14 protein-coding genes are annotated in these 14,066 nt (G+C 52.2%); 8 read left to right on the forward strand and 6 right to left on the reverse strand.

Annotated features, from left to right (window positions below; genetic code table 11):
* Positions 1–95 precede the first annotated feature (95 nt).
* From AC0YOB_RS01895 to AC0YOB_RS01905, 3 genes are all read right to left on the reverse strand, one after another.
* Positions 96–464 carry a c-type cytochrome gene (locus AC0YOB_RS01895; protein WP_475791300.1) on the reverse strand — a complete coding sequence of 123 codons (369 nt, stop codon included), beginning with the start codon at positions 462–464 and terminating at the stop codon, positions 96–98.
* 30 nt (positions 465–494) lie between these two features.
* Positions 495–1,121 carry an SCO family protein gene (locus AC0YOB_RS01900; RefSeq protein ID WP_475791301.1) on the reverse strand — a complete coding sequence of 209 codons (627 nt, stop codon included), beginning with the start codon at positions 1,119–1,121 and terminating at the stop codon, positions 495–497.
* A 262-nt stretch (positions 1,122–1,383) separates the two neighbouring features.
* Entirely contained in the window at positions 1,384–2,565 is a 1,182-nt protein-coding gene (locus AC0YOB_RS01905; RefSeq protein ID WP_379113127.1) for an FtsW/RodA/SpoVE family cell cycle protein, read from the reverse strand.
* 276 nt (positions 2,566–2,841) lie between these two features.
* Between AC0YOB_RS01905 and AC0YOB_RS01910 the strand changes: the two genes are divergently transcribed.
* The 5 genes from AC0YOB_RS01910 to AC0YOB_RS01930 all read left to right on the forward strand — a co-directional run bounded on the left by AC0YOB_RS01910 (position 2,842) and on the right by AC0YOB_RS01930 (position 7,001).
* Positions 2,842–3,342 (forward strand): GNAT family N-acetyltransferase, encoded by a 501-nt coding sequence (locus AC0YOB_RS01910; protein WP_475765847.1) that lies wholly within the window; start codon positions 2,842–2,844, stop codon positions 3,340–3,342.
* 153 nt (positions 3,343–3,495) lie between these two features.
* Complete coding sequence (locus AC0YOB_RS01915; protein WP_210039336.1) at positions 3,496–3,801, forward strand: ArsR/SmtB family transcription factor; 306 nt, start codon at positions 3,496–3,498, stop codon at positions 3,799–3,801.
* Between the two features lie 160 nt (positions 3,802–3,961).
* Positions 3,962–4,756, forward strand: coding sequence for an SDR family NAD(P)-dependent oxidoreductase (locus tag AC0YOB_RS01920; RefSeq protein ID WP_475791302.1), 795 nt, complete (start codon positions 3,962–3,964; stop codon positions 4,754–4,756).
* A 113-nt stretch (positions 4,757–4,869) separates the two neighbouring features.
* Positions 4,870–5,970 carry an SDR family oxidoreductase gene (locus tag AC0YOB_RS01925; protein WP_475791303.1) on the forward strand — a complete coding sequence of 367 codons (1,101 nt, stop codon included), beginning with the start codon at positions 4,870–4,872 and terminating at the stop codon, positions 5,968–5,970.
* 272 nt (positions 5,971–6,242) lie between these two features.
* A complete protein-coding gene (locus AC0YOB_RS01930) occupies positions 6,243–7,001 on the forward strand; it encodes an SDR family NAD(P)-dependent oxidoreductase (RefSeq protein WP_475791304.1) in 759 nt (252 codons plus the stop codon).
* Here AC0YOB_RS01930 and AC0YOB_RS01935 read toward each other — a convergent pair.
* Positions 6,990–7,907, reverse strand: a complete 918-nt coding sequence (locus AC0YOB_RS01935) for a helix-turn-helix domain-containing protein (protein ID WP_475791305.1) — start codon at positions 7,905–7,907, stop codon at positions 6,990–6,992. The two genes, AC0YOB_RS01930 and AC0YOB_RS01935, sit on opposite strands and share 12 nt — an antisense overlap.
* 173 nt (positions 7,908–8,080) lie before the next feature.
* On the opposite strand from AC0YOB_RS01935, the gene AC0YOB_RS01940 reads away from it, so the two are divergent.
* From AC0YOB_RS01940 to AC0YOB_RS01950, 3 genes are all read left to right on the forward strand, one after another.
* Complete coding sequence (locus AC0YOB_RS01940) at positions 8,081–10,216, forward strand: glycoside hydrolase family 52 protein (protein WP_475791306.1); 2,136 nt, start codon at positions 8,081–8,083, stop codon at positions 10,214–10,216.
* Positions 10,217–10,271: 55 nt separating this feature from the next.
* Positions 10,272–11,228, forward strand: a complete 957-nt coding sequence (locus AC0YOB_RS01945) for a phytanoyl-CoA dioxygenase family protein (RefSeq protein WP_475791307.1) — start codon at positions 10,272–10,274, stop codon at positions 11,226–11,228.
* A 332-nt stretch (positions 11,229–11,560) separates the two neighbouring features.
* The gene (locus AC0YOB_RS01950; protein ID WP_475791308.1) at positions 11,561–12,529 is read left to right on the forward strand and encodes a 2-hydroxyacid dehydrogenase; all 969 of its coding nucleotides are present in this window, start codon (positions 11,561–11,563) and stop codon (positions 12,527–12,529) included.
* Between the two features lie 166 nt (positions 12,530–12,695).
* Here AC0YOB_RS01950 and AC0YOB_RS01955 read toward each other — a convergent pair whose 3' ends face one another.
* Together AC0YOB_RS01955 and AC0YOB_RS01960 are read right to left on the reverse strand one after the other, a co-directional pair.
* Positions 12,696–13,793, reverse strand: a complete 1,098-nt coding sequence (locus AC0YOB_RS01955) for a GerAB/ArcD/ProY family transporter (RefSeq protein ID WP_475791309.1) — start codon at positions 13,791–13,793, stop codon at positions 12,696–12,698.
* 45 nt (positions 13,794–13,838) lie between these two features.
* A complete protein-coding gene (locus AC0YOB_RS01960) occupies positions 13,839–14,066 on the reverse strand; it encodes a hypothetical protein (protein WP_475791310.1) in 228 nt (75 codons plus the stop codon).

Raw genomic sequence — 14,066 nt, forward strand, 5'->3', positions numbered from 1 at the left:
CAGCGGCTGGCTGCCAAAAAACCATCGCAAGCGTTCGCGATGGTTTCTTTGGTTTATTCAGAACGCATGCACAATTTAAACCATTTTGCGGTGGATCATTTTTTCGCAGCCAGCCATTTTGCCAGATTGGCAATCTCCTCGTCGGAAAGCTTGCCCTCAAAGCCCGGCATCCCATTGCCGCCCTGCACGATTTGGGTATAAATGCTCTCTTTGTCCATGCTGCCTCCGACGGCTGTCAGATTGGGCCCCATTCCGCCCTGGAGCTGATCGCCATGACAGGAGACGCAGTTGCTCTTGAACACTTCTTCCGCCGCCTGGGCATCCACCGGGGTATCAGGTATGGAAACAGCAGGCGGTTCATTCCCCGCTGTCTCCTCTTCCTTGGCAGGAAGGTTGAACAGCAGCAAACCGACACATAGTGCGCCTGCGATACATACTAAAACAAACATCGTCCATTTTTGCATGGCCATCTCTCCTTATGGTGTATTCGAAAGTCAGGCACCTTTCTCGTCGACCAGCGTACGGATATCCTTGAGAATCAGCTCATTGTCCATATCATTACCCATCCGGTAGACCTTGCGAACACGCTGCTTGTCGTCAATCAGCAGCAGAGAGGTGGCTGTATGTACGAATGTGCCGTCGGGCATCTTCGTGATGGAAATGCCAAACTTCTCCGCGAGCTTCTTTGTGTCTTCTTCCTTCCCGGTGAGAATGGACCAGCCGGACATGTCCATGCCAAGCCTGTCGGCATATTTGCGCAGAACCTGCGGCGTATCGTTGGCAGGGTCGAAGGAGATCGCCAGGAAATTCACTTTACTGCCGAACAGGGCCTCTTTCTTGAGCTCCTCCTGTATTTGCACGAGATTGTAGGTCGTTGCGGGACAAATATCCGGGCATTGGGTAAACATAAATTCAATGATGTGAACATTCCCCGTGTTGTCCGCGCTGTAGGTGAATGGATTTCCGTCCAGACCCTGAAGAGTGAAGTCCGGTGAATCCATGACAACGGGCAGCTTGCCGGTATGATTGCCGAGCATGCTGTAAGCGAAATAACCGGCCATGACGATAAGCAGAATGACGACAGCGACAACAAATTTCCGATCCGATTGTTTAATTTTCAAAATCAAGGCCCCCAGACGCTTGCAAGATGTGTTTCATTCTAGCAAACCCTCCGTTTCCTTGCTATGACCCGTTTGGGCTATGTGCTGCGGCAGCCCGAAGTCTCCGCCCCCGCAGGGAGCGGAATTCAGCGATGATTCGGATTTTTTCGTTTCACACAATATTCACAAACGGACAAGGTTAAGAGCCAGAAAAAAACGCGCAAACCACGTGGGCTGCGCGTTTCATAAACTTGTGCGGGTTGAGAAGGGGCCTTGGGATCAGTCAGGATACAGAGGGCTGGCCGACGGTCATCGCTTCCGTCTCCACATCGTCATAGATCCGGATGTTCAGCACCAGTCCGATCGAAATCATGTTAATCAATAAGGATGTGCCTCCATAGCTGATGAAAGGCAGGGTGATCCCGGTGATGGGCATGATGCCGATCAGCATTCCGATGTTCTCAAAGATTTGAAACAGGAACATGGCGGAGATTCCGGCTATAATGTAGATGCCCCTTTTGCTTGAAAGGCTTAGAGAGATGATGGTCATCCGGTAAATCAGGAAGAAATAGAGCATGAGCAGTATGGAGCAGCCAAGGAATCCGAATTCTTCCCCGATGACGACAAAGATAGAGTCGGAATAGGTATACGGGACGCGGCCGCTTTGAATCGAGCTTCCCTTGAGATAGCCGTCCCCTTCGAGCGACCCCGAGCCGATGGCGATTACCGCGCGTTCCATATGGTAGGTCGCTTTCTCGGAGGCCTGTTCCGGAAGCAGCACGGCATCGATCCGATCGAGCCAATATTCTTTGTCGTAGGAAGCCATGAAGGTCTTCACTTGTTCATGGTATGTGATGTAGCTGTACAATGAAGCGCCGCTTACCACTGCGACAACGACAAGACCGATCAGGGCATGGCGGTAACGGATATTCCCCATCCAGCAAACCACGATGAAGATGATGACATATCCGATAGAGTTGCCCAGATCCGGCTGCATCAGCACCAGCAGGAACGGCACGAAGGTGATGACGCCCATCGGGATAACTTCCTTGAGCAGACTGAGCGATTCCACCTCGCGCTTGGAGAGAAAATAGGCCAGGAACAGAATCAGAAGCAGCTTGCAAAGCTCGGCAGGCTGAAAGCTGAACTGGCCGACGGTGAACCAGCCCTGGGCATTGTTAATCGTTTGTCCCCGAAAAAACAATAAGACCAGGAGACCAAGCCCAATTAAATATAGAATAGGGGACAGCTTCAACAAAATTTTATAATTGAAAAACAGCATGCCAAAAACGACGGCGAAGCCCAGTACATAAAAATAAATCATTTTTATATAGGAGCCGGCAAAGGCGGGATCCTTCCATGTTGCGCTGTATATGCAGAATATACTGATTGTCATAAAGACAAGCAAAAGGAGCAAAATCATCCCGTCCAGCTTGCCTAGTATTTTTTTAAGCAAAAAAACCATCCTTGACCTCCCGGAAATACAGCGATATAAAATAGACGATTGAGCAGGGCATAAAGTTACGATTTTTAGCTGCTGCAATTATCCGAATACCCATTAAGCAATATTATCATAATCCAACTGTTTAATCGAACTTTGCAGACGCTGATATTTGCACAAGCTTGTATAGGCTTATAGAATAAATTGATTAGCCGCGGGGAAGAGATGATGATAAAGTTGTTTTACTATCCCGATTAAAACAATGCGGATATTTTAACATTACACAGCAGAGGTGAAACCATGAGCGAAATATATCGTCTGGCCGTCCTCCAGGATGCTCCGAGACTGCTTCACATTATCTACGAAGCCTATGCAACGATTCGGGAGCTTGAGCTTCATTGGCCCGCGGCGAATGCGGATCTTGCCCTGATTGAGGATAATATAAGGCATAATGAATGTTATGTGCTGGAAATTGACGGTCTGATCACAGCCACGGTAACGCTGTCCAAAAACGGCGAAATCAAGTCCATAACCGATCTTCCTTTCATCAAGTGGTTTGCCGTGGATCCGGCTTATCAGGGCCGGGGCTTCGGAGGCAGGCTGCTCACATGGGTGGAGGAAACGGTCATAGGCGAGCGCCTGGGCGCATCTGCGGTAACTTTGGCGACGGCGGAGAAACATCCCTGGCTTTTGTCCATGTATGAACGCAGAGGGTATGAACGTTTTCATGCCTTCGAAACCGATAACGGGGACGGAACGATGCATCTGCTCCGTAAAGCCATTCATCCCGGGGCACTTTGAACGCCATCCCGGAAGCTAACGCGGCGATAGCCGTTTCACCTTTTCCTTCAAGAGTCAAAAAAAACGCTGCAGGCTTGAATGGTCCATTCCAGGATCATTCTTTTTTTTGCAAATAGATATTTACAAATCTATAAATATAGATATAATGTGGATATGGAACATTTACTTGTTTTCAAAGCGCTGTCCAATGAAACCCGACGTCAGATTTTGTTATGGCTTAGGAATCCCGCTGAACATTTCGGCAGGCATTATGAGACGGACACCCAAACCAAACCGGGCGTGTGCGTAAAGGATATTCAGGAGAAGGCGGGGCTTGCCCAATCCGTCATCTCGAGTTATTTGCATACGATGCAGAAGGCAGGTCTGCTGGAGTCAGAGCGGGTCGGGCAGTGGACGTATTACCGGCGCAACGAACAGACGATTCGCGAATTTGCCGAGTATATAGAGAAGGAGCTTTAGCTGCCAGCCTTCCGGCCCATTTTTTTTGAGCTTATATATCTAGAATATTAGATATCTGGATTTTCGTAAGTATGTATTGAGGGTTAAAGGAGAATATAGGAAGAGCGCGCCTTTGGTAGGGAGCTATTTTAATTACTTAAACAATTAGGAGGAAACAATCATGGATTTGCAATTAAAAGGCAAGACTGCGCTGGTAACCGGATCAACCGCCGGAATAGGCAAGGCGATTGCGGCCGCATTGGCCCGTGAAGGAGCCACCGTGTTAATTAATGGACGCCATCCGGATAAAGTGAATGCTGTCATTCAGGAGATCGGAGCGCAATATCCCGGTTCCATGCTGAAGCCCGCGGCGGCTGATCTGGGGACGGAGCAGGGCTGCCAGGACATTATCGGACAGTTTCCCGAGATTGACATCCTGGTCAATAATTTGGGGATATTCGAGCCTGCTGATTTCTTTGAGATTCGCGACGAGGACTGGTTCAGATTTTTTGAGGTCAATATAATGAGCGGAGTCAGGCTGAGCCGTCATTATCTGAATGGTATGATCGGGCGCGGAGAAGGAAGGATCATCTTCATGGCAAGCGAATCGGCTATTGTGCCGGCGCCGGAGATGGCCCACTACAGTGCAACCAAAACGATGCAGCTCGCCGTGTCGCGCAGTCTGGCGGAGCTTGCCACAGGAACCAATGTGACTGTGAATGCCGTCCTGCCGGGTTCTACGCTGACTGAAGGGGTAGAGCAGATGCTGGAGACGCTGTATCCGGAAGGGAATTTATCCGTTGCCGAGGCGGAAAGAAAGTTTATGAAGGAAAACCGTCCGACTTCCATTATTCAAAGGCTGATTCGCCCTGAAGAGATCGCAGATTTTACCGTGTTCGTTTGCAGTCCGTTAGCCTCTGCCGTTAATGGAGCCGCCCTGAGAGTGGATGGTGGACTGGTCCGAAGCGTTATTTAATGGTCATCTGAAAGCTTGCATCATTGCTTCAGTCATAATGATTGGAGATGCAGGCTTTGTTTTCTGCTGCTAATATCTATAAATCTATATAAATAGAAAAGAGGATAATTATTATGGATAACCGTTCTCAATATGCAGTATCGGAGCCGGGCGGCCGGGCAGCAAAGAATAATACAGCTCTTGTAGTGGGGGCACAGGGTGTTATTGGCCGCAATCTTATCAATCATCTTGAGGGAACGGGAGACTGGGATATTATCGGGTTGTCCAGGCGGGGCGGGGAAGCGGCAGGCCGTGTCAGGCATGTGGCGGTGGATTTGCTCGATCAGCAGGATACCCGTGAGAAGCTGGGAAGCCTCAGCCAGGTTACGCATATTTTCTATGCGGCTTATCAGGACCGTCCGGGCTGGGCTGAGCTTGTGGAACCGAATCTCAGGATGCTGGTCCATGCGGTTGAAGCGATCGAAGAGGCTTCTCCCGACTTGATGCATATAAGTCTGATGCAGGGCTACAAGGTGTACGGCGCGCATCTGGGCCCGTTCAAGACGCCGGCCCGCGAGACGGATGCCGGCCACATGCCGCCTGAATTCAATGTCGATCAGCAGAACTATCTGGAGAACCGGCAGAAGGGCAAAAACTGGACATGGTCGGCTATCCGCCCTTCGGTTGTCGGAGGCTTCGCTCTTGGCAACCCGATGAATCTGGCTGTAGCGATCGCCGTCTACGCCTCGATCTGCAAGGAACTGGGACTGCCGCTGCGTTTTCCCGGCAAGCCGGGGGCCTATGACAAGCTGCTCGAAATGACCGATGCCGGCCTCCTTGCCAAGGCCACTGTCTGGGCTGCCACAGACATACGCTGTGCGAATCAGGCCTTCAACATCAACAACGGCGATTTGTTCCGATGGAGCGAAATGTGGCCGAAAATCGCCCGCTATTTTGATCTGGAGACGGCGCCGCCCCTGCCCATGCAGCTTGATGTCGTCATGGCCGACAAAGCGGGCTTGTGGGATTCGATGATCGGGAGGCATGGCCTTGAACGGCATGCCTATAAGGATGTATCCTCCTGGGGCTTCGCTGACTTTGTCTTTTCCTGGGATTATGATCTGTTCGCAGACGGATCGAAGGCGCGCCGCTTCGGCTTCCACGAGTATGTGGAGACGGAAACGATGTTTATGGATATTTTCGACGATTTGCGAAGGCGCAAGGTGATTCCTTGAAGAAGGAACGTACGGACGAACTGCATCATGCTCTCTTCTTTGTTTTATTCTTGCTGCGCCGGATATGGCCAACCGCTGTATAATAGCCGGCCTCAGGCAGGAAAGCAGGAGGCGAAGTAGAAGTAATTCTATGATAAGCAATCGCTTTCAGCATGAAGAATCCTGTTTTCGTCCCCATGGCGGCAAGCAGGCTTCTTCGCCAGGAACTTATAGAAGTATATAGATGTGAATCATTATATAACTTCTATAAGTTAAAAAAGGAGAGTGCATGGATGTATACGTTTGCCGGAAAAGTCGTTTGGGTGACGGGAAGCAGCACGGGCATCGGCAGAGCCGCGGCTGTCGAATTTGCGAGGCATGGAGCCGATGTTATTGTTCATGGCAACAGCAATATGCAGCAGGCGGAGGAGGTCGCTGCGGAAATTACCGCGTTGGGACGCAAGGCCATGCTGGTCGCCGGCGATGTGGGAAGCCGTCCTGAGGTGGAGCGGATGATAGCGGAGATCAGGGGAAGCTGGGACCGCATCGATATATTGATGAACAATGCAGGAGCATTGATTAAACGGGCCCGTCTCGTCGATCTGGATGAAGAGTTATGGGATGAAGTGATGAATGTAAATCTGAAGTCGGTATATCTGGTGACCAAGGCGGCGCTTCCGCTGCTCAGAAACTCATCCGCGGGCAAAGTAATCAACGTTACATCGATAGCCGCCCGCAACGGGGGAGGATTCGGCTCGGCTGCCTATGCCGCCTCCAAGGGAGGAGTCAGCACACTGACGCGCGGGCTGGCCAAGGATCTGATCGAATACGGCATTACCGTGAATGCCATTTCTCCGGGTGTTATTGCAACGCCCTTCCATGACCGCTTCACGCCTCCGGAGATCAGGAGCAAGACGCTGGCTACCATTCCGATGGGACGCGAGGGAACGCCCCGGGAATCGGTAGGCGCAGCTTTATTTCTCGCTTCGGATTTTGCGAATTACATCACGGGCGAAATTATCGAGGTCAACGGCGGGCAGCTAATGGATTAGTTCGCCTTGAGCCGACTGCCGGTATTCGCTCGGCGAAACCCCCGACCACCGCTTGAATTGGCGGCTGAAGTGGGCGATGTCCCGGTAGCCGAGGACGGAGGAGATCTGCTGTACGGTCAGCAGCGGATTGGACAGCAGCAGCTTGGCCTCGTGCAGAACGAGTCCGGACAGATAGGCGCGCGGGGAGATGCCGTATACGTTCCGGAATACACGGTTGCAATGGGAGACGCTGATGCCAAGCTCCGCTGCGATATCGTCAATGCCGTAATGCCGCTGGGCATCGGCGCCCTGTTTGAAATGCTGGCTCATCAGACCCTGCAATCGATTGCGGATCTGGTGAGCCAGTTCTGCTTTCTCATACGCAGACGAAGAGAGCAGATCGGCTTCATTCGATACGGCTTCCCACAGTGTCCCGAATAATTCGAAGATCGCCGAATGCAGCCGCATCCGCTGGGTCATGGTTGCGCTCCCGGCCACACGGACGATGTCGATCAGCCTGGACAGGACAGGCTCCACTTGACGCGTCAGCATGCTGTGGCGCCGGAAGAGCGTCTGCCTGATCCTGCTAAGCATGGACAGGAACAGCTGGTCGTCAATATTGAAATGAAGACAGAAATAAGTGAACGGCTTGTCATTGCCGCTTCTGCTGGAATGGGCATATCCGGGCCGGAACAGGATCAGATCGCCCGCCTCCTGCAGCAGCCTGCTCCCGTCCGCGTTCATAAGCTGCTGGCCTTCCAATACATAATTGATCTCGAATTGCGTATGCTCGTGAAGCGGATATTCCCACTCCCCGCTGACGCGGCGCAGGTGGATAGCGAACAGGTTCACGGTGGTATTCACGTCGGGCAGTATCGTTTCTTCGATAATATGGCCCAGAGTCGGCGGAGGAAAGGAGCCGGCCATCGTAATTCTCCCCTTTGGCTTGCGGATTTGGTTGGTGCCAGTATAGCATAAATGGCCCGATTTGGGTAAATTGTTGATTGATTTGGCAATGGTCACCCCTATTCGATTATGCTAGGATGAACGTGACTCGCCACGTCAGCATGGCGACCATGGAGATGAGGGGGATACGACTTATGGCACAGTCTAATAAATTTTTTAATGCGCATCATTCACCAATCGGCGCATTTGCCAGCTTTACATTGGGGTTCCGCGGCAAAAACGGAGGGCTTGGACTCGAGCTGGGCAGGCCGGCCGACGAGAATGTGTATATCGGTTTTCAGGCCAGCGGCGGCGATTATTATGAAGCGCTTCCATTCTTCGGCTCGGTAGAGGACGAGAGCGCCCGCTATGATGTTGAGAAGCAGGGAGAAAAGGATAAAACAACCGGAATCGTTCACTTTCCCGAGAAAGCGATTACACGTGAATTCAGGACCGGTACCGACACCTGGCAGGCGGGAGATTTGACATTCCGCATTTACTCGCCTGTCCGTCCCGTGCCCGAGCCGGGTAAAGCGGATGAAGCCGCAATGAAGGAGGCGATCGTGCCCGCCGTGTTTGCCGAGCTGACGCTCGACAATACGCATGGAACGTCCGCGCGCAGAGGCTTCTTCGGCTATGAAGGAAGCGACCGGTACAGCGCCATGCGCCGCCTGAGCGATACGGGCGGGGACCGCTTCACCGGGATTGGCCAAGGACGCTCCACCGCCATCGTTTCCGATGATGACGGCGTGACGCCGGCGCTCGGCTTCTCGCTGGAAAAAATTCTGGGAGAGAGTCTTTCGCATAATCTGGCCTTTGGCCTCGGCGGCACAGGGGCGCTGCTGATGGAGGTGCCGGCCGGCGAGAAGCGGACCTACCGGTTCGCGATATGCTTCTACCGCGGAGGGCTGGTCACTTCCGGCATCGACGCGTCTTATTACTACTCGCGTTATTTTGCGAGCATCGAGGATGTGGCGGACTTTGCTCTGGACCGCTTTGCCGAACTGACCGCGTCCTGTGAGACGGCCGACCGCTGGATCGAGGCGGAAGCTCTGAGCGAGGATCAGCGGTTCATGCTGAATCATGCGATTCACAGCTATTACGGCAGCACCCAGCTGCTGGAGGCGGCGGATGAGCCGATCTGGATCGTCAATGAAGGCGAGTACAGGATGATGAATACGCTGGATCTGACAGCGGATCAGCTGTTCTATGAACTGAAGATGAATCCGTGGACGGTCCGCAATGAGCTGGAGCTGTTCGTGAAGCGCTACAGCTACGAGGACAAGGTGCGTTTCCCCGGCGACGAACGGGAATATCCCGGGGGAATAGCATTTACCCACGATATCGGTGTGGCGAACGTCTTCTCTCGCCCCCAATATTCCGCCTACGAGCTCGCCGGTATTGACGACTGCTTCTCGTATATGAGCCATGAGGAACTCGTCAACTGGCTGCTCTGCGCCCTTGTGTACATCGAGCAGACCGGAGATGCCGGGTTCAGGGAGGAAATGCTGCCTGTAATCCGCCAATGCTTCGACAGCATGCTGAACAGGGATCATCCTGAAGCGGAGAAGCGCAATGGTCTGATGGGACTCGACAGCTCCCGCACGCAGGGAGGGGCGGAGATTTCCACCTACGACAGCCTGGACGTTTCTTTGGGCCAGTCGCGGAACAATATTTATTTGGCCGGGAAATGCTGGGCTGCCTATGTAGCGATGGAGAAGCTGTTTGCAGACGAGAAGCTGGCGGAGCTTTCCGAAGAAGCGGGCCGGCAGGCCGACCGCTGCGCGGCGTCCGTAACGGCACAGCTGACAGAGAACGGATACATTCCTGCGGTCATCGGCGAGAATAACGATTCCCGGATTATTCCGGCAATCGAAGGTCTGATCTTCCCGTACTTTACCGGCTGCGAGGATGCGCTGAGTCCGGGCGGACGCTTCGGCGGTTATCTGGAGGCGCTGGCGACACATCTCAAGACGGTTCTTGAGCCGGGCGTATGCCTGTTCGGGGACGGGGCGTGGAAGCTCTCGTCGACGAGCAACAATTCATGGCTGAGCAAAATCTATTTGGCCCAGTATATCGCCAGAGAAATTATGAATCTGCCATGGGAGGAGCAGGGCGCAGCGGCGGATGCGGCCCATGTCAACTGGCTGCTGCATCCGCAGCTCTCCTACTGGTGCTGGAGCGATCAAATTTTGTCCGGGGAAATCATCGGCAGCAAATATTACCCGCGCGGCGTCACGGCGATTCTTTGGCTATTTGAGAAAAAAGGAAACCGGCTCGTTCACCACTAAGAAGGCCGGAGGCTGCTTGCAGGGCATTATCAATCGCGAAAAGTGAGGGATCGCTATGACAGGCAAGGTGTTGAACAAAAGCCAGATCGAACAGTTTATTGAACTTGGCTGGGTGAAGCTCGATGAAGCATTCCCGCGACAAACGGCGCTTGCCGCGCAGGATTATTTGTGGAACAAGCTGGAGGATCGGGGAGTAAGGAAGCAGGATCGCGCAACCTGGATGCAGCCGCTGATCCGGATCAACGAGAACTATGCCACAGAGGAATTTCAACGCTGCAATACGCCTCGGCTGGCCGACGGGATTGAGGATTTGGTAGGAGCAGGGCGTCTGGTGAACCGAAGCGTATACAGGGAAACGGAGTTTCAGGCTGCTTACGGCTGGTGGCCGGTCAATTTTGCCCTTGATGCCGATAAACCGTGGGATGTTCCGCTCAAAGGCTGGCATTGGGACGGCATCCACTTCCGTCACGCAGTCGACAGCCCGGATCAGGGGCTGCTCTGCTTATGCCTGTTTTCGGAGGTTGGCCACCGCGGGGGAGGCACATTAATTGCAGAAGGCTCCCATAAAGTCGTCGCCAAGCTTCTCTCCCGGCATCCCGGCGGTCTGGAGCATAAGGATGCGATCGCATTGGCCAACCGGAGCCATCCGTGGCTGGCGGAATTGACGGGTACATCCGCCCCGGATTCGCTTCCGCTTCATAATGGTCTTAAAGCCGGGGACGAGAGGGAGAGCGATACCGCCGGCAGCCGGATTGAAACTTTCATGAAGCGCTGGTATACCGATGAAGACGGTGTGCAGCTGAGAGTGCTGGAGACAACCGGCTCACCGGGGGATGTCTTTTTGTGCCATCCTTTTCTGTATCATGCTTCATCGCAGAACCATTCGGGAGTCCCGCGGTTCATGTGCAACCGGACGACGCCGCTGCAGGAACGCCTGCAGCTGAAGAGGGACGGAAGCAGCGAATATTCGCCGCTTGAGCTTAGCATCAGGGAAGCAGGTATTTATTCTTAAAGCCGGCTTCGGGTAAGCGGCAGGGCAGTTACAGCAATGAAACCAGAAATGTATAAAGATAGAGCCTGCCGGAATCAGGGCTCTATTTTTTTGGCCTTATAGATTTCACAACTATAATTCTATAAGGTTTGAGGGAAGAAAATAACTTTGCCGCCAAAGGACAGTACAGCCATTTCTTCTTACCGTTTCCTGTTACAGCAAATACATGATGCGGCGAAATCAAGCAATGATCGTATAATTTTGCCCCACATGGCTTTTGTAATCAGCCGTTTGGTTTTATAATTGGATCATGCCGCAAGTTATGCGGGCAGGATCCTGAGAGGAGAATCGGTATGAAACCTGGCATATTTATCGACCGGCGCATCCCGGACGAGGTAGAAGCTTACATAGCCGAGCATTGCGAGATTGAGAAATGGGACGGTTCGGAACCGATACCGCGTGAAACGCTGCTGTCCAAGGTTGGACATGTGAAGGGGCTGCTTACGGCAGGCACGAAAATTGATGCCGAACTGCTTGAACATGCGCCTCATCTGAAAGTAGTGAGCAGCATCAGTGTCGGTTACAATCATTTTGATGTCGGAGCGATGAAGGAACGGGGCATTATCGGCACCAATACGCCTGATGTCCTGAACGATACTGTTGCTGACCTGGTGTTCGCACTCATTCTGGGAACGGCCAGAAGAGTGGCGGAGCTGGACCTTTATGTGAAACAGGGGCAGTGGAAGCCGGAGGTTGGCGAGAAATGGTTCGGTACAGATGTGCATCATGCCACATTGGGGATTATCGGGATGGGAAGAATTGGAGAAACCATTGCCCGGAGGGCAAGATACGGCTTTGATATGAATGTGCTCTATTATAACCGCAGCCGGAAGCCGGAAGCGGAAGAACAGCTTGGGGTCGGTTATGCGTCTCTGGAGCAGCTCCTCGCTGAATCGGATTTTATTGTGCTGATGGCACCGTTGACGCCGCAGACAGAAGGCTTGATTGGGCGGGACGAATTTCAGCTCATGAAGCGCTCGGCGATCTTCATCAATGCGTCCAGAGGGGGAACCGTTGACGAGAAAGCGCTCATTGAGGCGCTTCAGGAAGGACGAATCAAGGGAGCAGGTCTCGATGTTTACGCGAAGGAACCGGTCGAGGTCTCCAATCCTCTGCTTCAAATGCCTCAGGTGCTGACACTGCCGCATATCGGTTCGGCTACCGCCAGGACCAGATTCGATATGGCGATGCTCGCGGCGCAAAACCTGGTCGCGGCGTTAAGCGGTCAAACCCCGCCGAATATCGTAGAAGAATTAAAATAACCAGCTTGTCGGCTAGTTGAAATCACTGACAAAACAAGGTCGTCTGACGGAAGAATGGCAAGCAGTGCAAAAAAAGCCACTTCCGAACCAGGCGATCTTATTGTCATGTCTGCCAATGTCTACTCCATTTGAACGGATGTGATGAATTTTTTTTTTAAACCGATAATCAGCTCCCTTTAAATGCGTTCTTGATCAGGGTGACAACCGCTGCCAGCACAATGGGGATCGCGGCGCTGGTCGTGATGGCGGGCCAAATCAGCGTCCAGAAGGTGTTGGATTCCATTTCCGTCGAGAACATGCTCATCGAAATGAAAAACATCATCAGCGAGACGGGAAGGATGACCGTTCTGCTGTCCTTCAGCTTGAAAATATGGGCGAAGCCCGAGCTGAGCGCGAGCAGCGCTATCGTCGCTTTGATATAGGAGCCGGCGATCAGCGTAATACCGGCAATCATTTCAATTCTCTCGAAGACGCCGGTGATTTCAATAACCCGCGCCATTTCATATAAGGTGAAGTTGCGTGTTCCCGCCGCTTTTCCAAAGATCATACTGGCGCATAATACGACTCCAAGAAAAATAAACATATTAGCGAAATAGGCGAGAAACATAAACTTGCCGGTCGATTCATTTTTGCCGGGGCGTATAAAAAAAAGCAGCGCGGAGAAGACAAACATCTCGGAATAAGGAAAGCCGTGGGTAATTATGGCTCCATGCATAATCGGAGAGATGCCCTCAGCGAGCTGCGGCAGTAAATTATCCGGATGGTATTTCCCCATGTCGAGGAACAAAATAACGAAAATCGTAGCCAGCATCATCATAAGGAACAGGATAAATAAACGGGCGGTTACTTCGATTCCGGCAAGAGCTGTAAGTGCGCAGACCATTAGAATGAGGAAATTAAATACATAGGTAGGGGTCTCCACCATCATGGTGCTGGAGAAGAAGGATCCTACACCGACGGTAATATTAGAGATCATCAGAATGAGTACAAACAGGATCAGCAAGGAGAATAGCGTACCAATCCATTTGCCGAAAACGTCTCCAAGATATTGGAAGGAAGATTTGCTCGGGTAAATATGATGCAGGTACATGATGCTAAGAAGCCCGGGAATTCCTGCGGCTCCCGAGATGATTACTGACAGCCAGGCCCCGTTGCCGGCAGCTGCGATGACTGGACCAGGAATAAAAACAATTGAGGAGCCGAGCGTAAAGGCCAGCAGCAGCATGGCGATTTGAGATGGGCTTACCCATTCTTTTTCATTCATCTACTGGCCTCCTCCAACGGATAAACAGGTTAATACGAATGCACATTAATCAACTGCATAAATTTTCATGGGCTTAAGCAGGAGAGCGACTGCCAGATCATCAATGCCCGGCCAGGTCTGACCCAGAATAAAGCTGAGTGAAAAATACAGCGAACAGCACAGCAATACGACAATAACCATGTTCTCTTTGCGGGTATTCGCATGTGATCGTGCATAGATTCCCACAACAGTGACGAGATAAAACAACAGCGAGATTATGATTCTGATTAACAC

This window comes from Paenibacillus sp. JT31N17 (assembly GCF_056269255.1).

What these genes read in the sequence shown, in the direction of transcription:
- AC0YOB_RS01935 (WP_475791305.1), bottom strand. Translation starts at nt 7,907, where the DNA reads ATGGCCGGCTCCTTTCCTCCGCCGACTCTGGGCCATATTATCGAAGAA.
- AC0YOB_RS01905 (WP_379113127.1), bottom strand. Translation starts at nt 2,565, where the DNA reads ATGGTTTTTTTGCTTAAAAAAATACTAGGCAAGCTGGACGGGATGATT.
- AC0YOB_RS01955 (WP_475791309.1), bottom strand. Translation starts at nt 13,793, where the DNA reads ATGAATGAAAAAGAATGGGTAAGCCCATCTCAAATCGCCATGCTGCTG.
- AC0YOB_RS01940 (WP_475791306.1), top strand. Translation starts at nt 8,081, where the DNA reads ATGGCACAGTCTAATAAATTTTTTAATGCGCATCATTCACCAATCGGC.
- AC0YOB_RS01945 (WP_475791307.1), top strand. Translation starts at nt 10,272, where the DNA reads ATGACAGGCAAGGTGTTGAACAAAAGCCAGATCGAACAGTTTATTGAA.
- AC0YOB_RS01925 (WP_475791303.1), top strand. Translation starts at nt 4,870, where the DNA reads ATGGATAACCGTTCTCAATATGCAGTATCGGAGCCGGGCGGCCGGGCA.
- AC0YOB_RS01950 (WP_475791308.1), top strand. Translation starts at nt 11,561, where the DNA reads ATGAAACCTGGCATATTTATCGACCGGCGCATCCCGGACGAGGTAGAA.
- AC0YOB_RS01895 (WP_475791300.1), bottom strand. Translation starts at nt 464, where the DNA reads ATGCAAAAATGGACGATGTTTGTTTTAGTATGTATCGCAGGCGCACTA.
- AC0YOB_RS01920 (WP_475791302.1), top strand. Translation starts at nt 3,962, where the DNA reads ATGGATTTGCAATTAAAAGGCAAGACTGCGCTGGTAACCGGATCAACC.
- AC0YOB_RS01910 (WP_475765847.1), top strand. Translation starts at nt 2,842, where the DNA reads ATGAGCGAAATATATCGTCTGGCCGTCCTCCAGGATGCTCCGAGACTG.
- AC0YOB_RS01930 (WP_475791304.1), top strand. Translation starts at nt 6,243, where the DNA reads ATGTATACGTTTGCCGGAAAAGTCGTTTGGGTGACGGGAAGCAGCACG.
- AC0YOB_RS01915 (WP_210039336.1), top strand. Translation starts at nt 3,496, where the DNA reads ATGGAACATTTACTTGTTTTCAAAGCGCTGTCCAATGAAACCCGACGT.